Source organism: Reichenbachiella sp. MSK19-1 (genome assembly GCF_003590315.1).
GTDB lineage: Bacteria > Bacteroidota > Bacteroidia > Cytophagales > Cyclobacteriaceae > Reichenbachiella > Reichenbachiella agariperforans.
In genome coordinates this window covers 404,711-425,965 of sequence record NZ_MIER01000016.1, presented here as the reverse complement: position 1 = coordinate 425,965, position 21,255 = coordinate 404,711, and the positions used below count along the sequence as shown (strand labels likewise).

General features: G+C 43.7%; 12 protein-coding genes. 5 read left to right on the top strand and 7 right to left on the bottom strand.

Annotation, left to right across the window (positions count from 1 at the left end; all coding sequences use genetic code 11):
• Window positions 1-69: 69 nt before the first annotated feature.
• The 4 genes from BGP76_RS14480 to tpiA all read right to left on the bottom strand — a co-directional run bounded on the left by BGP76_RS14480 (window position 70) and on the right by tpiA (window position 7,160).
• Complete coding sequence (locus tag BGP76_RS14480) at window positions 70-5,091, bottom strand: hypothetical protein (RefSeq protein WP_119845209.1); 5,022 nt, start codon at window positions 5,089-5,091, stop codon at window positions 70-72.
• A gap of 62 nt (window positions 5,092-5,153) precedes the next feature.
• The gene (gene prmA, locus BGP76_RS14475) at window positions 5,154-5,987 is read right to left on the bottom strand and encodes a 50S ribosomal protein L11 methyltransferase (RefSeq protein ID WP_073121571.1); all 834 of its coding nucleotides are present in this window, start codon (window positions 5,985-5,987) and stop codon (window positions 5,154-5,156) included.
• A complete protein-coding gene (locus BGP76_RS14470; protein WP_139280952.1) occupies window positions 5,984-6,322 on the bottom strand; it encodes a DUF6150 family protein in 339 nt (112 codons plus the stop codon). Before BGP76_RS14470 ends, prmA begins: the two co-directional genes overlap by 4 nt.
• A gap of 82 nt (window positions 6,323-6,404) precedes the next feature.
• Complete coding sequence (tpiA, locus tag BGP76_RS14465; protein ID WP_119845208.1) at window positions 6,405-7,160, bottom strand: triose-phosphate isomerase; 756 nt, start codon at window positions 7,158-7,160, stop codon at window positions 6,405-6,407.
• Window positions 7,161-7,338: 178 nt separating this feature from the next.
• Here tpiA and BGP76_RS14460 point away from each other — a divergent pair, with 178 nt between their 5' ends.
• From BGP76_RS14460 to BGP76_RS14440, 5 genes are all read left to right on the top strand, one after another.
• Window positions 7,339-9,126: a glycoside hydrolase family 15 protein gene (locus BGP76_RS14460; RefSeq protein ID WP_119845565.1), complete on the top strand. Its 1,788-nt coding sequence runs from the start codon at window positions 7,339-7,341 to the stop codon at window positions 9,124-9,126.
• 5 nt (window positions 9,127-9,131) lie between these two features.
• Window positions 9,132-9,509 (top strand): RidA family protein, encoded by a 378-nt coding sequence (locus BGP76_RS14455; RefSeq protein ID WP_119845207.1) that lies wholly within the window; start codon window positions 9,132-9,134, stop codon window positions 9,507-9,509.
• 121 nt (window positions 9,510-9,630) lie between these two features.
• Complete coding sequence (locus tag BGP76_RS14450; protein ID WP_119845564.1) at window positions 9,631-10,692, top strand: VOC family protein; 1,062 nt, start codon at window positions 9,631-9,633, stop codon at window positions 10,690-10,692.
• A gap of 44 nt (window positions 10,693-10,736) precedes the next feature.
• Complete coding sequence (locus BGP76_RS14445) at window positions 10,737-12,608, top strand: DUF4153 domain-containing protein (RefSeq protein ID WP_119845206.1); 1,872 nt, start codon at window positions 10,737-10,739, stop codon at window positions 12,606-12,608.
• Window positions 12,609-12,668: 60 nt separating this feature from the next.
• A complete protein-coding gene (locus tag BGP76_RS14440) occupies window positions 12,669-14,408 on the top strand; it encodes a WG repeat-containing protein (RefSeq protein WP_119845205.1) in 1,740 nt (579 codons plus the stop codon).
• On the opposite strand, the gene BGP76_RS14435 is transcribed toward BGP76_RS14440, so the two are convergent.
• The 3 genes from BGP76_RS14435 to uvrA all read right to left on the bottom strand — a co-directional run bounded on the left by BGP76_RS14435 (window position 14,402) and on the right by uvrA (window position 21,107).
• Entirely contained in the window at window positions 14,402-15,427 is a 1,026-nt protein-coding gene (locus BGP76_RS14435) for a sensor histidine kinase KdpD (RefSeq protein WP_158584285.1), read from the bottom strand. The genes BGP76_RS14440 and BGP76_RS14435 overlap by 7 nt on opposite strands.
• Before the next feature lie 474 nt (window positions 15,428-15,901).
• Window positions 15,902-18,091, bottom strand: a complete 2,190-nt coding sequence (locus BGP76_RS14430) for a bifunctional alpha,alpha-trehalose-phosphate synthase (UDP-forming)/trehalose-phosphatase (protein ID WP_119845563.1) — start codon at window positions 18,089-18,091, stop codon at window positions 15,902-15,904.
• Between the two features lie 223 nt (window positions 18,092-18,314).
• The gene (gene uvrA, locus BGP76_RS14425; protein WP_119845562.1) at window positions 18,315-21,107 is read right to left on the bottom strand and encodes an excinuclease ABC subunit UvrA; all 2,793 of its coding nucleotides are present in this window, start codon (window positions 21,105-21,107) and stop codon (window positions 18,315-18,317) included.
• Window positions 21,108-21,255 lie beyond the last annotated feature (148 nt).

The window sequence follows — 21,255 nt, the reverse complement described above, 5'->3', positions numbered from 1 at the left end:
CAAGAGATAAACTTGATGCTTGGTTATTTTTTGTCCAGAAAACAAACTACCCACGAAGAGCTCTAAAGCTTAAAACCCATCATCTTCCTCCTCCTCTTTCTTGACAGGAGGCTCCTCAGATGGTTCCTCTTCCTCATATACCTCTTCGAAAGTATCCGCCGCACCTTCTTCATAGGGTTGCTCTTCAGGACTCGCTTCTTCCTCTATCGTCTCATAGGCATCCTCCTGATGCTCTAAGTGCGCATCGTCAGGGAACTCCAAATTGTAGTCATCATGTATATCGTAATACTTGCCGCGGAAACCATTAATAAAGCCCGTCACTTCAAACTCATCCCCCACTACAGTGGTGTAGGCACCAAAACCCGTTTTAGCTACAGTAGAGTTTTCAGCCACTAGGTTGTTGAAACCGTCATTCGACGAAAACATCATCAAGCGACCGTCCTGGTAGCTAAAGAAATACCACGTTGACGGTGCAAACTGGAAAAACAGATGTAGTATATCTCCTCCTTCATCGTCTTTCTTAATTTCCAAAAAGCCCTCAGCTTCTGCATTAATATCCACGTGATTAAAATTAGAGATACCAATTCGAGAAGTGTTGTACCAAGCCCGATGCTCTGCTGACCATGTCAAATCTACATTAGAGATCAATATGCTCTTCACTAGCTTCTCTGATAACTTGTATAGTGGTTTATAGTCTGCCAAAAGACTGTTTTCATATTCCTTAGTAGATTTATCTCCGATCACGTTGGACAGTTTGATCATCAAATCAAGGCTGTTGTCATGGGCAACATCAGGCCCCAGTCGCTCTATAATGTCCTGTACGTCTACGGTCATCGCACTCATGACATCCTTGTGGAGATCCATGTGGATTCCCATCAAAGCATCCATACTGTACTGGTTGGAATCGGGCCGTGCCTCTCCTAGCATGGAGGTCATCAGGTTAAACTCAGGCTTATTCTTTATCAAATCAATTGGCCCATCGAATTTTAGCTCCTGCGTCTCATCATTAAGCACAAAAGACTTTCCTGCATACCCATTTCGCTTTCGCCTGTTTGGCATCTGTATCCTAAACTCATTGGTGGGTAGATCATAAGATAGAATCCCTTCGGCTTGGAAGAAGTAGTCATCTTCTAACCTCTGCCGGTCTCTCACAAAGGCCATGTAAAGATCAGAAGTCAACTCATCACGCATAATTCCAGCTGTAACTGCGACCCCATCTTCTGTCAAGGACTGTGCTATATCAATCTCCACATCTGCGGTGTCCCCAGGCGTATTGTAGCTGATCCAGTAGTTATACCTTCCCTGACTTTTAGAGTCCAAAGTGATATAACCTTTCTTCTCCAAAGACCGCTGATTGGCGTACATCGTCACGTCACCTTTGAAGAAGAACCCTGGCGAAACACGGAAATTCTGTGTCTCAGGAATCACACCCCCCGATACTGTCATAGAGTCTACTTTTCCACTGGTTAGCGTTGGTACACCCTTCAGCTCAAACTTCTCAAACTTGATCGCGAAAGTATCTTTGACAGCATTAGTGTACTGATAAGTAGCGCTCCCTTCGAACTTCTTACGAGAAATCACGGTTAGATTACCATCATACAAATTATGGTATTGATTGAGCGTATCGATTTGTAGCTTCGCATTATTAAAAGGCTGCAAGACTGAGTTTTCCAATATTGTCGTTTCATTATTATCAGGGATAATCTCAACATCCGCCACACGGATATAGGGAATCCCTTTGATATTGAGATCATACGAATTCATATTATAGATTGCCTCTGTTGCTGAAAAAGCCAAAGAGTCCAAATCTTCTCTCGTCGTATAAAAGTACGAATCCTCAATGTCGATATAATCAGGCTTAGACATCACTACTTTGGCCGAATCGAGATACCAAACCGCATCTGGGATAGAAGTTTTCATCTGAGCAAAAGGAAAACTAATCGCCGCAACACCCTGCTCCTCAGGGTGAAGGTTGGCAATGTTATCTACCAAATCAAAGTGAAGGTCAATGTCTTCACCTGCCATTGCAGGCTTGTCTGGGTTGTCCGTCAAGATTTCAAACTCCGCATGTCTACCTAAGTATTCTGTCTGACTAAATTGAAACTCTTGAGATACTGAACGTGACCCTCTCGAGAGCATTTCTCCCGAACCAAAAACCCCCTTTAGTGTGATATTCGCCTTTCCATCCAGAGATGCCGTGGCATTGTAAAACTGGAAAGGATCTCCCGTGTTTTCAATATACATACTGTCCTTGAGTGGGCGCCATAGCATTTTGAACCCAGCTAAAACCGCTTCTGGGTATGATGCATCGCCGATTTTTCCGTCCCGAATCAATCCCTCTTGACCGACTGCAGAAACAGAATCCATATAAAATATAAAATCATCAGAATTAACAGTCGCAGTTCTAAAGTCTATACGACCATCGGCACGCAATCCATCTGCGTTTAACGTCAAGTCATCATATAGCACACCTTCTCCTTTGTAGAGCTGATAACCCTCCGCAGGTATCTCATGTGAGAAACCAAGAGACTTGTCTGGCATGATGCTCAACTTTTCTTTGATAGGAGGAATAATTCCCCCAGAATAAAATGTCCCTTCAAATCCTATCGTCCCAGCATCACCTCGGTTGATACTGTCCATCTCAAAAGGTGGAACAACAAAATACACCGAGCGGTCATAGGCACCACCGAGTACATCTTTACTATCGAAGTAAACAATTGCCTCAGATTTAGACACGAAATATGGGTATTGAACAAATTTTCTTAACCCCGCTTTATTTTTCGGGTGATTGATATAAAGCGTCCCTGAAGTCATCTCTAGATGATTGTTCAACTGAGTCTTCTCATGATCCTTACTTTCTGCCAATTCTACTTGAATGTTAATCGAATCAATACGAGGCATTTCTACCAAATACTCGTTATAGTTAAGTACCATTTCCTTACCACTGTAACGAAAGTCACCGGCATTGACCATGCCATCAAACAACATCCCCTTATCCTTGGTCAAAGTCAATACACTACTGTCTGGTTCTATAAAAACATCTGTATCAGGCGTGATGTACACACGCTTAACACCACGCACACCCATTTTTCCTTCATCGAAATTCAACGTCGCATTCGATCCTCCCTGAGGCGCAACTGAACTAATCAAAAAGTTGTCATAGTCCTTTTTGCCATTATACGCCAACTGATAATGAAATGCCTTGCGTAAAACCTGTACTTGACCCGATTCCTGATCATAGGTGATGTATTGGTTTTGTTCCAAAAACACTGCTGCTGCCTCTGCCAAAGACAACTCGATCTCATACGCATCGACTAGCTCCAACAGGTTAAATTTCGAATCCTGAACTTTTCTCGCATATTGTACGACCAGCATGATCGGGTGAAAGCCAAAAAGCCCCGTCATCTTCTTGTATCGAATGGGGTTAAAATATTCCTCGGATTCAAAAAGTGCAGGTACTCGATTGGCAGCATTCAAAATAGATACATCGAGCGAACTAGAATCAAGATTCCAGTCCACCATGTCTGCCTGAAATTCAATCTTGAAGAAAGAAGAATAGTAGTACGTATGCCTATAGCCACCATCGTCTTTGATCAGTGTTAGTTTAGGCACGCCCGCATCAAATGTCATACCTACCACAGGGTGATATATCGAATCAGATCGGTGATGAATCACTATCGAAGAACGCTTAGCACTAACCAACGAATCCTCAAAGATGTACTCATAAGACTTGCTCACAAATCGACGATCGCCCGCTCCTGATACTTCAAGTGTAGACAGTTCCTTAGAGATAGACCTGCCATATTTTTTGGCACCTCGCATCGCAAACCCTCCTAGGTATTGTACATTCTTGCCAGGAAGCTTAAGTACCACGTCAGATTTCAAAGACGTGAATACTGGGTAATTCTTCTCCGCTCTTTTATTCCTTTTCCCACTTTTGAAATAAAACTCACCCAGTACAGAGCCATCGAACATCTCTGGATACTTCATCTCCGCTCGCGTAGTTTTTAGTCTTGGAATATTCGTTTTGAATGAGTAACCCTTGAGTTCTACTACAGCACCATCGGTACCCTGTAGATCGTCTGGCCAATCGACCGTCCCGCTCGTCCCTACGAACTCCTGCGTCTTGAGCATAAACGATCCCGACACGTCTTTGATCGTCAATGTATCATAGGGAGTAGCTATTTTGAACTCCATGCCCTCTACCTTGATCACAGGCCCTCCGATGACAGGATCGTAATCGTTGGACTGAGCGAGAGCCACCAAATCTGGTTTTTCGAACGCATAGTTCTTTCGCTCATACACTTTTTCTTCTTTGTAGTCTTGGTCATCTTCTAAGAAGCCATCGTCACTCGGCGAGTCCCAAGACGAATCATCGGCTCCCCACCCATCGTCTGAGCCCCAACCGTCATCATCACCCCATCCATCGTCACTGCCTTCACTACCCCAGTCATCAGATGCCCAACCGTCGTTAGCCGTGTCATCTGCTACTGGTGCTAAGTCTTCCTCCGTGATGAACTCCTCCTCGACAGGCTCCTCGACCAAGTCCTCTTCCGTAGGAATAGCGGAGTTGGTCGCTACAGTCTCTTCCATCAACGCAATAGTAAAACTGCCGCCTGTGCTCATCACCTTGTTGTAGTGAGAGTGGTAGATACTACCCTGGGCAAAGAAGAACGCTAGGTTCTTATAGACCGTGATGATTTCTTCCTTTCCGTACAAGTCTACCGCCTGATGACAGATATCCAACACGCCCGAAAACTGGTCTCCCGTCAACCCTTCTTGCTGATGTGCGTGGGTCATAACACTAAAAAACAGGGTATAATAAGGGCGAGTAGAGAGCCGACGTTCGTCCATTTTTTCACACACCGCGATGATGGATGCCTTTTGCTCGTCATTGATTTGGGAGTCCCAAATGTTGCGAAAATCATAAGCGATCTTGTTGGTCTGCTCTGTATGGAGCCCGCGAAGATTACGTACCACATCTATGGCAAAACTATCTGGTTGTGAGGCAAAACCGAAGTATTGGGCTGTCGCCAGATGCGTGCCTAGGGTACATAGCAGAACAAGAAATAAACACCTGTTTTTGAACATTAAAAATGATTCTGTATGAACTGCTAAAGATAAGTAACGTGTTACGATATTTTTAAAAAATATCAGTATTTGGTCAATTTTAGTGCAGCCCAGTTGTCCTTTACAACTGATTTGTCCAACGAAAGATTATACTCAGCAGCCTTATTTTGGATATCCATGATATCTGCCTCATAGAATCCACTCAAATAAAGTGTCCCCTTGGCTTCCAATAATTTGGCATAACTGGGAATCTCTACCAAAAGCACATTCTTGTTGATGTTCGCTAAAACTACATCATAGGTCGTGCGATTCAACTTGATCTCGTCGATTACTCCTTGATGCACGGCAATGTCACTCATTTCATTGAGACCAAAATTCTCAGTACTGTTTTCGATGCACCAGTCATCGATATCCGTCGCTTCGATATAGCTTGCCCCGAGTTTATCCGCCATGATGGCCAGTACACCCGTTCCAGTACCGATATCGATGACAGACTTACCCTTAAAATCGTTTTCCATCTCCAGCGTCAGCATGTTATAGGTCGTGGCATGATGCCCTGTACCAAAGGACATCTTTGGGATGATGACTATCTCATGCTCGAACTCAGGCTTTGGCTCGTGAAAGACTGCTCTCACACGACATTTCCCTTCTACCTCTATCGGGTGATAGTTTTTCTCCCATTCCTCGTTCCAGTTTTGCTTTTCGATCTCCTGATAAGAATACTTCGCTGGCGCCAAGGTTTTGTAGCGCTGTATGATTTCGCGTACGGCCAACTCTTGAAACAATTCACTGGCGATGTATGCATCTACCGTTGTTTCGTTTTCTTCGAAGGTATCAAAACCAATTTCCGCCAATTCGGCGATAAAAACCTCATTGTACTCAGGAGCACAGGCTATAGATAGTTGTATAAATGTCATCGGTTGCACCCCGCGAAGGATTCAGTTTCTGTATAATAAATGCTAAAATCGGCCAAACTCCTATTTCGTTCCAAATAGATGTAGATATTGGCAAAACCAGGATTGTCAACTCTAGCCCAGTGTCCAGGACGGTCTGCGTATAGCGCGTTCGTCTCTTCATAGACCACTACGTCGGCAAATGACTCAGACTCCTCCACATATACACGGTAGTCTGCACGATTAGGGTCACGCGTTTCGTAGTAGACTTTGCCATATATCTGGCATGGATCATCTTGGTAGGTAGCACATTCGGCATCACCAAAGAACATAATCATAGACAGTAAAACTGTTATCATATTGGGTCGAGTTTTGTCTCCTAAAATTAAAAAGAGCCAAGAACCCTTTGTTTGGATGCTTGGCTCTATAATTTTCTTACGCTTAGAAAGAGTTCACGATCGCTAGGAAGTCGTCTGCGTTCAACGAAGCGCCACCGATCAACCCACCATCTACATCTTCCTGAGCAAATAATTCTTTTGCATTGCCTGGCTTACAGCTACCGCCATAAAGAATAGGGCATGCATCTGCCGCCTCCTGACCAAATTTAGTCGCTAGGTGTGCTCTCAATTCTGCATGCATTTCTTGCGCCTGCTCAGAGCTCGCTGTTTTACCAGTACCGATTGCCCAGATTGGCTCATAGGCGATAGACAATTTAGCAAAACCCTCCGCTGACAAGTGGAAAAGGCTCTCTGTCAACTGCTGCTTGACATAATCATACATACTACCTGCCTCACGGATTTCCAAAGGCTCACCACAACAGAAAATTGGAGTCAAACCATTTGCTAATGCGATATCTACTTTGCTCGCGAGAAGTGCTGCTGACTCGTTGAAGTACTCTCTTCTTTCGCTGTGTCCGAGGATCACATAGTTGGTACCTGTAGACTTGACCATAGATGCCGATATCTCACCTGTATAGGCTCCTGATTCTTTGTCGCTACAGTTTTGCGCTGCGATTTCGATTCCGTTTTTACCGCCTAATGCCTCTACGACTGTAGTCAGATGGATGAAAGGTGCCCCCAAAACGATTTGTGCTTTTTCAGAACCTGTAGATTTTTCCAACACCTCCAAAGCCAACTTTTTACCTGCTTCCAGGTCATTGTTCATTTTCCAGTTTCCTGCTACGATTTTTTGTCTCATTATTATGTGTATTTTAAAGAATCGAAATATTGATTGGACAAAGTTGTAAAAATTATGGCATTAATTGATGAAATTTCATCATTTTAGCGATTGGATTGAATGGCTCGTACTCCCCCTAATTGTCAGTTTAATCATATGATTTTGAAAGGTTTTTTCCCACATTCTAAACATGGAATATATGAGTAGGCACACCTATGATTTCGGAGTAATAGGCAACTGCGCATTCAGCGCGCACATCAAAACTGACACCAACATCTCATGGATGTGCTGGCCTAGGTTTGACAGTTCATTTATCTTCGGTAGGATGATCGACGAAGAAAAGGGAGGCGAGTTTTCTGTACTACCCGTAGACGGCAAATTCAACTCTAAACAGTACTACATCGAAAACACCAACATCCTCTGTACGGAAATGGAATGTGCCTCTGGCAAATACAGAGTCACAGACTATGCGCCGAGATTCGAACAACATGAGCGCCATTACAAGCCTCTAATGCTCATTAGAAAAATCGAACCCATCTCTGGCCACCCCGTCATCAAGGTCAACTGTAACCCTGTCGGTGACTATGGCAAAAACATACCCGAACGCAGCATTGGCAGCAATCACATCCGATACATCGGGCTCGACGCACAGGTCAGACTGACGACCAATATCTCGATGAACTATATCATCAACGACCAAGAGTTTGTCCTCAACGAAACCAAATACTGTGTCCTAACCTACGGCCAGCCTATGGAAGCTGAGCTCAAAGAAACTTGTGAAAATTTTCTCAATCGCACCACACTATATTGGCGAAAATGGGTCAAAACTGCCAGTATAAACCACTTCCAGCAGAAAGCCGCGATTAGATCTGCCCTCATCCTCAAAATACACCAGTACGAAGACACAGGTGCTATAGTAGCAGCACTCACGACGAGTCTACCAGAGGCACCCCAGTCTACCCGAAACTGGGATTACCGATTCTGTTGGATGCGTGACACCTATTACACGCTCAATGCTTTCAACAACATCGGGCACTTCGAAGAACTCGAAAAATACTTCCACTACATCATGAATATCACCAGTGCGGAGACCGAGCGCTACCAGCCACTCGTAGGGATCGGAGGTGAAAAAAAATTGATCGAGATAGAAACCGATCTCAAAGGCTACATGGGCAACAATCAGCCCGTAAGAGTAGGAAACCAAGCCTACGAGCATATCCAGAATGATGTATATGGTCAAGTGCTCGTTTCACTTTTGCCACTATACTACGATCAACGTATCATCTTCACCGAGACTTTCGACAGTGGAGATTTGATTTTCAAAACACTGGGACTGATCGAAAAAACCATGGAGCAAGCAGATGCTGGACTATGGGAATTTAGGAATCTAAAGCAGTACCACTGCTACACTTACTTGTTTCACTGGGCGGGTTGCTTAGCAGCCAAAAAAATCGCTGGTGTAATCAAGGATGAAAAAATGGACAAACTGGCGACCAAACTAGGAAAAATCGCCAAGGACAAAATAGAACAATGTTATAGCCCTACCAAAAAAGGCTACAGCCAAGCCATCGGAACAGAGCGTATGGATGCGAGCTGTCTCCAGCTCATCAACATGGGTTACCTCGATCATGATCCAGAACGTGCCAAAGCACATCTGATCGCTATGGAAAAAGACCTAAAAGCCAGCAATGGCCTATTTTACAGATACAAGCATCAAGATGATTTCGGCGAGCCAGAAACAACTTTTATGATCTGTGCATTCTGGTATGTCGAAGCACTCGCATGCGTCGGCAGACTAGACGAAGCGGTAGATTACTTTGACTACCTCGTGGGTCATGGCAATCACCTCGGACTACTCAGCGAAGATGTCAATGAACACGACGGTAGTATGTGGGGCAACTTCCCACAGGCTTACAGTCACGTTGGGCTACTCAACGCGGCAGAACGGATCGCCAAAAAACTTGATAAACCGGACTTTAACTATTAAAACCTGTGATCGAAAAGCGTATTGTTAGCGGATCGAGCTTCGAAAAAGAAATCGGATATGCCCGTGCGGTAGTGGATACACATTATATTCATGTATCTGGTACCACTGGGTACAACTATAGTAGCATGACTATCTCCGAAGACATCATCGAACAAGCCGAACAATGCCTTGAAAACATCCAACAGGCAATACACGATGCAGGCTCCAGCATGAACAAAATCGTAAGAGTTAGATACATTCTCCCAAACCGGGAAGATTTTGAACCCTGCTGGCCTATACTCAGACAATATTTTGGCAATGCTCAGCCTGCAGCTACGATGATAGTGGCAGGGCTGGCAGATGCCAAAATGAAAATCGAAATAGAGGTAACAGCCCTGCGATAGCAGAAGTTACATTGGTTATAAAAATAACAACCCTACTCACTCCTGTTGCAAGAGGGTTGATGGCAAACTATTATTATATTCGTGGTTGATCCGAATCACACCAAGTCGAAACATGGATAAAATGGAAGAAAAATTAATATACGGCATTCAGCAGATAGGCGTAGGGGTAGACGATGCAGAAAAAGGTTTCCAATGGTACGGCACCCGACTCGGTGCGGATGCATGTATCTTCGATGACAACAATGAAGCCACCTATATGGCCAAGTACATGGGAGGAAAACCACGTGCCAAAAGAGCCATTCTTGCCATGAACCTACAAGGGGGTAGTGGGTACGAAATTTGGCAACACACTGGACGAACACCTCTCAAAATGGAAACGCCACTCGACTATGGCGATCTCGGAATCAATATTGCTAAAATTAAAAGCACGGATGTCCAAAAAAGCTACGATAGGCTCAAAAGCTTTGGCGTCAATTTCCTAACGGAAATCGTCACTGAACCTAGCGGAGAAAAAACCTTTTACATCCAAGATCCATGGGACAACATCCTACAGATCAAAGGATCGGACTCTTGGCATCATGTAGGCAAGCACGATCTCGGAGGGATCTCTGGTGCTACCCTAGGCGTATCAGATATCGACACTACGCTCAAACTCTTCTCTGGATTACTCGGCTATGACCAAGTAATCTACGACAAAACAGGCACCTTCGATGATATTGCTACTTTGTCCAAAGGCACAGAGCGCTTTCGCAGAATACTCCTCACACACAAAAAAGACAGAACGGGTGGGTTCAGCCCACTACTCGGAGATGGTGAGATAGAACTCGTTCAGCGACTAGACTCTACACCCAAAAAATTATTCGAGAACCGTCTTTGGGGAGATATCGGCTTCATTCATCTCTGTTTTGATATCAAAAACATGAAAAAACTGGTGGAAGAATGCACCGAAGCTGGCTTTCCATTTCAGGTCCTCAGCAACGAGAACTTCGATATGGGAGATGCCAATGGACACTGGGGCTATATCGAAGACCCAGACGGCACACTCATCGAATTTGTCGAGACACACAAAGTTCCCTTGATCAAAGCCATCAATTTCAACATCAATCTAAGAAATCGTGACCCACACAAGCCCTTACCCAACTGGATACTAAAGGCCATGCAAATCAAGCGTGTCAAATTCTAAAATATTCTCTAGTTTAGGCAGAGGTATCATCAAAAAACCGAGCTATGCGTCTGCCTTCACTTCTTTACCTCAAGCAAAAAGCCTTTGAGGGGATTCAGAATTTTCCATTTACTATTCTTGCCGCGATAACTGGCAGTAGTATCGCCATATACCTCACCGAATACGAACATGATATAGACAACCTATTCCCCTATATCAACGGCCTGCTCATCTTCGCTCTAGCAATTCCATTGTTTTTCAGCGTATCGATTATGATTCGTCACCTCGAGTTGGACAGAGTTCTCTCCGCTACGGTTTGGGTGGTATCGAGTACCCTACTATTGATCATCTATCTAACCTTGCCCGACAGAGACACGACCCTCAATACCTCGTTGCCCTATATTCGCTATGCGATATTCAATATCATCATTCACCTGCTGGTCTCCTTCGCTCCCTATCTAGGGCGTAACAGACTCAATGGATTCTGGAACTACAATCAACTCCTATTTGTACGCCTAGTCACCTCTTTGCTATATGCTGGGTTTTTGTACGTCGGTTTATGTCTTGCTCTCGTAGCACTAGACGTATTATTCGACGTAGACATCCCCTCGATACGCTACTTCGAACTCTATATTTTGGTACAGGGCGTATTCAACACTTGGTTTTTTGTCTCTGGGATACCCAAAGATCTAAACCACCTAGACAATATAACAGTCTACCCCAGCGGGTTAAAAATATTTACGCAGTTCGTTCTCATGCCTCTATTGGTACTCTATCTGATGATCTTGTATGTCTATGGATTGAAAATAGTCATCACATGGGACTGGCCTGAAGGAGTAGTCGCCTACCTCATTATCTGTGTGGCTGTTTTGGGCCTATTCAACCTACTACTAATGCATCCCTTTAGCAAAAACACCGCAAACAACTGGATCAGCAAATTCTCCAAAATCTATTATGTCGCACTGATCCCTTTGGTCGGGCTTCTATTCGTAGCGATCAGTATCCGCATCGGAGACTATGGCGTGACCATCAACCGCTACCTCATCGTGCTACTAGGAATCTGGCTATCACTGGTTATTATTTATTTCGTGTCTGGACGAGAAAACATCAAGCTAATTCCCATCTCTCTTGCCTGCATACTCATTCTTTGTTCCTTCGGACCATGGGGCATTTTCTCATGGAGTCAAAGGAGTCAAGTGCAGCGACTCGAACAATATCTCGTGTCAAACGGCGTGCTACTGGACGGCAAAATCCAGCGAGAAGTCATCTGGGACTTAGATAGCCTACCCAAATTTTCTTCTCCAAACCTCAACACCAATACCTTACCCGATTCGGTACACAACGAGGTGCTCTCCATCGTAGAATATCTGGATGACTACCACGGCATGCAAGCACTCAGACCTTGGTACACGCAAAATATCGACTCCCTCATTCGCCAATCTGAATCCAAATCCTCAAGATACAGTCTATACGAAGGAGACACCTACCTCAAAACTGCCGGAATCAAGCCCATCTATCAGCGATACAGTGACTATACCTACTACGAATACAGCCGAAACAAAAAAGAGTCTTTTGTCTCCAAAAACTTCGAGCACGCCCTAGCCATTGAATCCAACTTCTTTGACGAAACGAGTATGACAAGAGAAGTTACTCTAAATGGACGAGCCATCGCAGTAACACTTAACCCACAGTCCAGAGTTCTTCAGGTTACTTTCGACGATGAAACGCTGACTATCCCTCTAAGGGACAAACTAATCCATCTCGAAGAGACCTACGGCACTAACGAACAAAACCTATCGACTACAGAAATGCAACTCACCTTTCACGGCGAAAAACATGAAGTGAAACTGATCATCGAACAGCTCCGTATGAACGGACTCCCTGACAAAGTAGATATTAGCTACGTAGATATGCTACTGTTTTTTAGGGATATTTAAACTTAGCAGCGTTGACTAACAAATTCACCCTAAATTCGCGTAACTAAATCATAGAGCCACTTGATCTCGAACTCTCATATCATACTGAAGCATGCCAAGCACTACTTAGGGCTAATGATTCTAAGTCTACTCACTTTGGCTGTATATGCTCAAAATGATAACTATGACGTCCGTGGAGGCATATCAGAAGGACTCATCGCCGTGCGCTCAGAAGAGAAAGGGCTTTGGGGCTTTGTAGATCGCAATGACAAGTTAGTGATTCGGTGCAAATTCGATCAAGTCGAGCCCTTTGAGAAAGGCCGGTCCATTGTACAGTTCAAAGGGTTCTTTGGTGTCATTAATGCTAATGATAGCCTGATCATATCCCCTATATATGACGACCTCAGTTCGTTAGACAATCGCACTTTTGTTGTCCAACTCCGAGAGTTAGAAGGTGCTATCGATCATCTGGGACGTATTATTATCCCGATCGAGTACAAAAAAGTCATCGCAATAGATGAGCAGCTTATAATCGTCAAAAAGGAAGAAAACTGGGCACTCGCAAATGCGCAAGGCGATTTCAAATCTGACTATATCTACAAACAAGTCTACCCTATGCGAGAAGGAATGGTCAAAGTCAAACTCGATAGACACTATGGGTTTGTGGATCATAGCGGAAAACTCCTTATCCCAGCAATATATGACAATCTCAAATATTTTTCGGAAGGCTACTCTCCAGCACAGTCTAACGCACTATGGGGCATGATCAACCGAAAAGGGGAAATTACGATAGACCACCAATATGAAGATATTGACACTTTTCATCAGGGGCGAGCCGATGTAAAGCTTGATGGAAAACATGGTTTGATCAACCCAAATGGAGAGCTCATCCTCCCCATAAACTACCAAAGTATAACACCACTAGGGAAAAATCTGATTATAGCAGAAGATGACCAAGGTCTCCTCCTCTTTGACACAGACGGTACAGCACTATCCTCACTGTACTACGACAAAAAAGAGTCTAATCCAGACCTCTATGAGATTAAAGATCACAAAATACTGGTCAGTCGTGAAGGCCGTTTCGGCTACCTCCATGATGACGGGAGCAAATTTGTCGAGTGTCAGTATGAAGATGCCAAGGCATTTGATGGAGGTGTCGCTCAGGTCGCTCTAGGCAAAAAATGGGGTCTTCTGGATCAGTTAGGCAATTTGATTCTAAAAATCGAGTATGATCATATCTCCGACTTCAAAGGAGAAACAGCTATTGTAAGCCAAGACAGTCTTCTTGGTCTGATCAACAGATCTGGTAGACTACTCACTCGTGTTCAATACCAAGAAATCTCACCGGTGGCAAGCGACTTGTTCATCATCAAACGGGATGAAAAATACGGTATGATGAACCAGTATGGCATCACTACCATCCCAGAAGAATACAGCTATTTCAACAAAAATCTATACAGTACAGGGTATCTCATCGAAAAAGATGGAAAGTGGGGCTACCTAGACAAACAGGGGGCAACTATACTAGAGACCATATATGATCACTTAGAAGTCTATGACAAAGGCCAAAATGTAATCGTGGAGAAAAATGGAAAAGCAGCACTGATGAATATTGATAAAATCTACAAGATTCCATATAACTATGACAGTCTCTCCATCACTCAAGAACGGTATGTTCGCTTGTTCAAAAAAGGTAAAGTAGGACTTGCTACCATCGATGGCATATTACTCCTCAAACCAAAATACGAAGACATACGAAATATAGAAAAGAGTAGTGCTGAGGTATTAAAGCGAAACAAATGGTCAACCATTCATTATTGATTTGTTGTAGTCACATCCACTGGATCTAATAGAAAGCTGATTACTGTTCCTTCATTCTGCACACTCGATATTTCCATCTTTGATTTATGCGCTAATATCAGTGCTCTACATATCTTCAACCCAATCCCAATCCCTTTTTCGTTTCGCGTGCCTAGCTGAGAGGAAAAAGTAGTTCTTAGCTTCTTCATTACTTTTTCGGACATTCCAACCCCCTCATCTATGATCGCAATACTGACTTTACCTTCTACAGATTTACTCTCCAAAGTAATCGTATCACCCGCCGCAGAGAATTTAATAGCATTGCTAATCAAATTTCTAAGTACCGTTTTTATCATATCAGGCTGACCAAAGGCATTATCTTCGAAAAGGTTTACCTGAAAACGGATCTCTTTTTCTTCAAAATCGGCAGCAAACAAGTACTTCAGATCCTCAACAAGACTCGATATATTAAACGCACCTTTCTCGAAATCTGCTCCTTCGGTTTGGCTTTTGATCCAAACCAAAATATCATTAATCAAGAAATTAACCGTAGAGACTTGGTTCTCCACTTTATCAATATAATAGAGTGTTTCTTCTTGTGACAGGCTACCGTCCTTGGCCAGCTGAAGTACTCCTTGTAGGCTTGCCAAGGGAGAACGAACATCATGTGCCAAAATGGCGATGAGGTCCTTGCGCATCACGCTGAGCGAATTGATCCTGAGATAACTCTCTTTGAGCATTCGTTCATCGACGAGAAGAGATTCTGTTTTGTTGAAATTCAGCCTACTTTGTTGCTCTAAGTGATACTTGGTGACCAGCAACCCTGTAATCGTAATCAAATAAATCAAGCAAGTATTAATGATTGAAATAGTGTCAAAATCGAACCAAGTAAACAATGACAATATTAGGCTAATTACAAATACAGGTACAATCAATAACATGTGTTTAAGCAAAATCCCTGAAAATATGAATGACCCAAAGACTGCTATCAGAAAAACACTGTTGATCCCCATGCCATTCGTCCCGTTAAGGTTGAGCATATATAACTGAGAACCTATGGTAAAAAGGCAAAGGAAATTAGCAAGCCAATAAAAATAACGGGTATCCAAAAAATCGGAAAATCGGAAAACCAATACCGTCAAAACCAGGTATACAGGTAAAATCACAAAGAATTGAAAATAGATAGATATAATATCTCGCTCATTCCCTAATAATAAATCTTTCAACCCATACACAAGATTGAATAGAATTAACATGAGCAGGAAATATTTAACAAAATTAGTCTCAGTAGCAATATTCTGCCTCCTGAAACTCTCCTCTACTTCCTCTTCATAAAACTGAAGGTTTCTCGAATTTAAAAACGAATTTGACATGCCATAATAATCAAATGCAAAACAGCCCAAAACTATGGGTGTCTATTCAGTGCACCAATGAGTATAGCTGGCTCATTCTGAAAATGATTCTCCAAAACCCTTGGAGAGTCATTGCTGCGTTTTCAGATTTGCAAGGTAAACCTATTCTACAAGTTGGCGGAGAAGATTACGTACTTTTTCTGGACCTAGTATACTGTACTTAGCTGCTGACTGGTTTCCGCCCACTTTGATCGTATGAGCATTCGCTGGCATAGCCTTGAAGGTATCCTCATCTGTCCAGTCATCTCCTACAGCCATCACAAAGTCCGCATTGTATCGCTTGATCCAGTTGGCGGCTGCACGACCTTTGTTTACTTCCGTACTCTTGATCTCCATCACCATGTCTCCTTCGAGAACTTGGAGGTTCTGGTTGGATGCGAGGTATTTGAGATGACTCATCAATTCTCGCGTTCTGAGTTCTCCCAGTCCCGTTTCTACTTTTCGATAATGCCACACGAGCGAGTAGTCTTTCTCTTCGATAAAAGACCCCGGGGTACGGTTGACATAGCTTTCTAGCACTTCTTTGATATCTGCTTTCCAGGTATCTGTCAAGTGCGTAATGGTTTCCCAAGAACCACCAGACTTTCTCAGCCATACGCCATGCTCAGCGATCAGATCAATTCTCTTGTTGTCAAACCACTTCTGCAGTGTATTCTTATCGCGACCACTGATAATCACAATGTGCGTATTTTCCTCCGCTAATAGATCGTTTAGAATTTCATAAAGCTCCTCATTAGGCACTGCTGCTTGTGGGTCTGGATGAAAACCTGTTAAGGTTCCATCATAATCCAAGAACAACAAACGCTCACTGGCTTTGTTAAAATCCTTCTTGATCTCCTTTATGGTTTTTATATCAATATTCTTAGTCTTCTGTGCAAGTTGCTGATTTTTCACATGGTCAAGACGACTCATGAATAAATCCACCCAGTGATAGATATTGTATCTTTTGAGTGTCTCTTGCATCACTGTCATTCGACTGATCTGCTCCTCCTCACTCATCTCCAGCGCTTCTTTGATCGCACTCACCATTTGCGCTTGATTGTTTGGATTGACGAGAAGTGCCTCGGACAACTCCTTTGAGGCTCCTGCCATTTCACTCAAAATCAATACCCCTTTCTTCTCCAACCTACTTGCAATGAATTCCTTCGCGACTAAGTTCATCCCGTCACGGAGCGGAGAGACAAAACCCACATGCGCCATACGGTAAAACGCTGACAGGGCATTGAGCGGATAAGACCTGAAAAAGTAATGAACAGGTGTCCAACTGAGTCTACCAAAGCGACCATTGATACGACCTACCAGTAAATCTATTTCCTCTTTTAACTCTTTGTATTTGCCCACTTGGTATCGGGATGGCACCACGATCATCACTAGTGATACGTTCTCCTGATACTCTGGATGCTGCTCCAAAAATTTCTCAAAAGCCTTCACCCGTTGTGGGATTCCTTTGGAGTAATCCAACCGGTCGATGGACAACATCATTCGTGGCGAACCAATCGCCGTACGGTACTCTACTTCCTTTTCGATAGTCTCTGGCTGAGAGGCCACATCATTATACTTATCATAGTCGATACCCATCGGTAGCGCATCAGCCATGATTTGTCTATTGTTATAATTGATGATTCCGTGATCTGTTCCTATACCAGCTAGACGGTTGACAGATGACAAAAAATGACGGGTATCGTCATAGGTATGGAAACCCAAAAAATCTGCTCCCAACATTCCCAATAGCAACTCACGTCTAAATGGCAATAGCCTAAATGACTCATAGGATGGAAATGGAATATGAAGGAAAAAACCAATTTTCAAATCTGGCTTTTGCTTTCTCAATAAGGCCGGTACCAATAGCAACTGATAATCATGAATCCAAATGGTGTCTTTCTCATTGGCCTGCGTCAGTACCGCATCGGCAAACTTCTGATTGACTTCCTTATAAGACTCCCACGTGCGGTCATCGAATACTGAATACTGATTAAAATAATGGAAGTTTGGCCATAGCGTTTCGTTCGAAAAGCCCTCATAATACAGCTCTAAATCTTGATCTGTCAAAAACACTGGGTACATACTCTGTGATTGCATGATCTCGAGCGTACTCTCTTCTTCCTCTTTACTATATAACGTAGCACCTGGCCAGCCAATCCAGAGATTATTGCCGCTCTTGTAGATCGAACCCAGTCCAGTGGCTAGGCCTCCTTCTGTGGGTTGAAAATCCATGCCTTCGTCGTTTCTGACGACTTTTACGGGCAGGCGGTTAGATACTATTATAGTCTTAGGATCGGGATTTGATGACATATCGGATTGTTTTCTTTGTCTATAGCTATCGTTTAGCTCTGCCAAAATTAGTGATTAATAGGAAGACGCTTCGGATGAAATTACGACAATAATATGTCTTTTCGCATGTTTGAACATGACTAGTTCAAATATTATTTGGCATTATCCTATGTATACCGAACACTCAGACGGTATGCCAAAACAAAGTTGAACCACATAAAATAGAGAGTAGGAATTGTACCCGTTATAACTTCTCTCTCAGATAGTCCGCTGTATAGTTATTCTCCAACTTGACCATCTCCTCGGGTGTTCCTTCAAAGCAAATTTGCCCCCCCTTATCTCCACCATCAGGACCCAGATCGATGATCCAGTCCGACGATTTGATAATCTCCATATTGTGCTCTATAATGATCGCGGTATTCCCTTGATCCACTAATGCATTGATAGACTTGAGCAATTTCTCGATATCTTTAAAATGAAGTCCCGTTGTGGGCTCATCGAAGATGAACAGAATTTTTTCCTTTTGGGCGGCCTGACCCCTACCTAGGAAAGATGCCAGCTTCACGCGCTGCGCTTCTCCTCCACTCAGAGAGTTTGAGCTTTGACCCAGTTTCACATATCCCAGCCCTACATCATTGAGCGGTTTCAGACGGGATACAATTGCTTTTTGATCCTCAAAAAAGTCCAAGCTTTCCTCGATGCTCATATCTAGAATATCTGAGATATTCTTATCCTTATAGGTGATCGCCAACACCTCCTCCTTAAATCGCTTGCCCTTGCACTCGTCACAGGTCAGGTGTAGGTCAGCCATGAACTGCATTTCGATTTTTACCTGTCCCTCGCCCTGACAAGTCTCGCAGCGTCCCCCTTCCACATTGAAGGAAAAGTGTGCGGGCTTCAAGCCACGCTGCTTGGCGAGTGGCAGTTCTGCGAACAACGCACGAATGGCGTCATAAGCTTTGACATAAGTCACGGGGTTAGATCTAGAACTACGACCGAGTGGATTTTGGTCTATCATCTCCAATTTTTGGATCATTTTGTAATCTCCATCTAGACCAGAGAACTTACCCGTTTCTTCTCCCGTCACGCCGAATATCTTTCCTAGTGCAGGGTATAGTATTTTTCGAATCAGAGTCGACTTACCAGAGCCACTGACTCCTGTCACCACTGTCAATACTTCCAAAGGAATCTTGACATCCAACTCTTGCAGATTATTCTCCCGTGCACCATATAGCGCTATACTATGTCTCCACGGCCTTCTAAACTTGGGCACTGGGATCTGATCCTTGCCGTTCAAGAAACGTGCGGTCAGAGATTTCTCTTCCTTGTGAATAGCGTCCCAGTCACCCTGAAACACCAACTCTCCTCCATGAATACCTGCCGCAGGTCCTATGTCTATGATTTGATCTGCACGACGCATGACCTCTTCCTCATGTTCTACCACGATCACGGTATTCCCCAGATTTCTCAGGGTCGTCAGGACTTTGCCCAGCCTGGCGGTATCTCTCGGGTGTAACCCGATACTCGGTTCGTCGAGAATATACATCGACCCCACCAATGCACTCCCTAAAGAAGTCGCCAGCTTGATACGCTGATATTCCCCTCCTGATAATGTAGAAGTAAGGCGGTTTAGCGTCAAGTAGCCCAAGCCAACTTCCTTCATATATGTCAGGCGATTGGTAATTTCTTTGAGGATACGCTTAGCTACCTCTGCTTGGTATTCGTTTAGCTCGACATTCTGAAAAAACGCAAGACTCTCATCGAGCGGCATCAGTACAAGGTTAGAAATAGACTGCCCGCCGATCTTTACATAATTGGCATCTTTACGCAAGCGAGTTCCTTTACAGTCAGGACATGATGTTTTGCCTCTATATCTGGACAACAAAACCCTGTACTGAATTTTGTGCAACTGAGACTCTATGAATCCAAAGAAGGCATGAATGCCTTCAAATTTGCCTTTTCCATCCCAAAGCAACTGGATTTGTTCCTCGGTCAGTTCTTTGACAGGTCTATGGATCGGAAAATCAATCTCATGCGCCATGTCTAGCAGCGGCTTGAGCCATTTCTTCATTGTCTCGCTGCGCCACGGTACAATCGCATGATCAAATACCGATAGATTCTTGTCAGCAATAACTAGGTCAGGATCTATGCCGAGCACCTTTCCAAACCCTTCACACTTTCGGCAAGCGCCATAAGGGTTGTTGAAACTAAATAAATTGACCGATGGCTCCTCAAATACAACTCCGTCCAACTCGAACTTATCAGAATACCTGACAGTATCCTGGTCTCTAAAATGTACATGACAAGATCCATTACTCTCAAAAAATGCCGTCTGCACAGAGTCCGAGAGTCGGAAATTGGCATCCTCATCACTAGGGTTCACGCTCAATCGATCGATCAATATCTCCACATCCTTAGCCTTGATTTTCTTAGGATCAATCTCTTCTATCTGCTGCACTTCCTCCTTCACCAACACTCTAGTAAAGCCCTTACTCAGCAAAATATTTAACTCCTCCTCCAAACCACGCCCTTCGTGTATAGTCAGTGGTGCAGCTATCATAAATTTCGTTCCCTCCTCCAGAGCATTGATAGCGTTGACAACAGTAGTCACCGTATCACGAGTCACCACGCGTCCGCTAACAGGCGAGATCGTCTCACCGATCCGTGCAAAGAGCAACTTGACATAATCATAGATTTCTGTTGTAGTACCGACGGTAGAGCGGGGATTTCGGGTATTCACCTTCTGCTCTATAGCCACCGCAGGAGAGATTCCTTTGATATAATCCACCTCTGGTTTTTCCATCCTGCCCAAAAACTGACGCGCATAGGAGCTAAGACTCTCCACATATTTTCTTTGCCCTTCGGCAAACAAAGTGTCAAATGCCAAAGACGACTTGCCAGAACCCGACAGCCCCGTGATCACCACGAGCTTGTTCCTAGGTATCGCTACACTCAGATTCTTTAGGTTGTTGACACGAGCACCTTTTACAAGTATAAAATGTTTGGGATCCAGCTGGTCAATGTTATTCTCCGCCATTTGTGATTTGTTTTTGGCCATCCGTCTGAGATGAGATAATTTTGCAAAGCGCAAAAATAGACATACGATTACGATTTTTAGCTGAATGTGAAATAATGAAAAATATTTTCTGCTTTTTGTCACAAAACAGAATCGAGCTTGTCTTAGT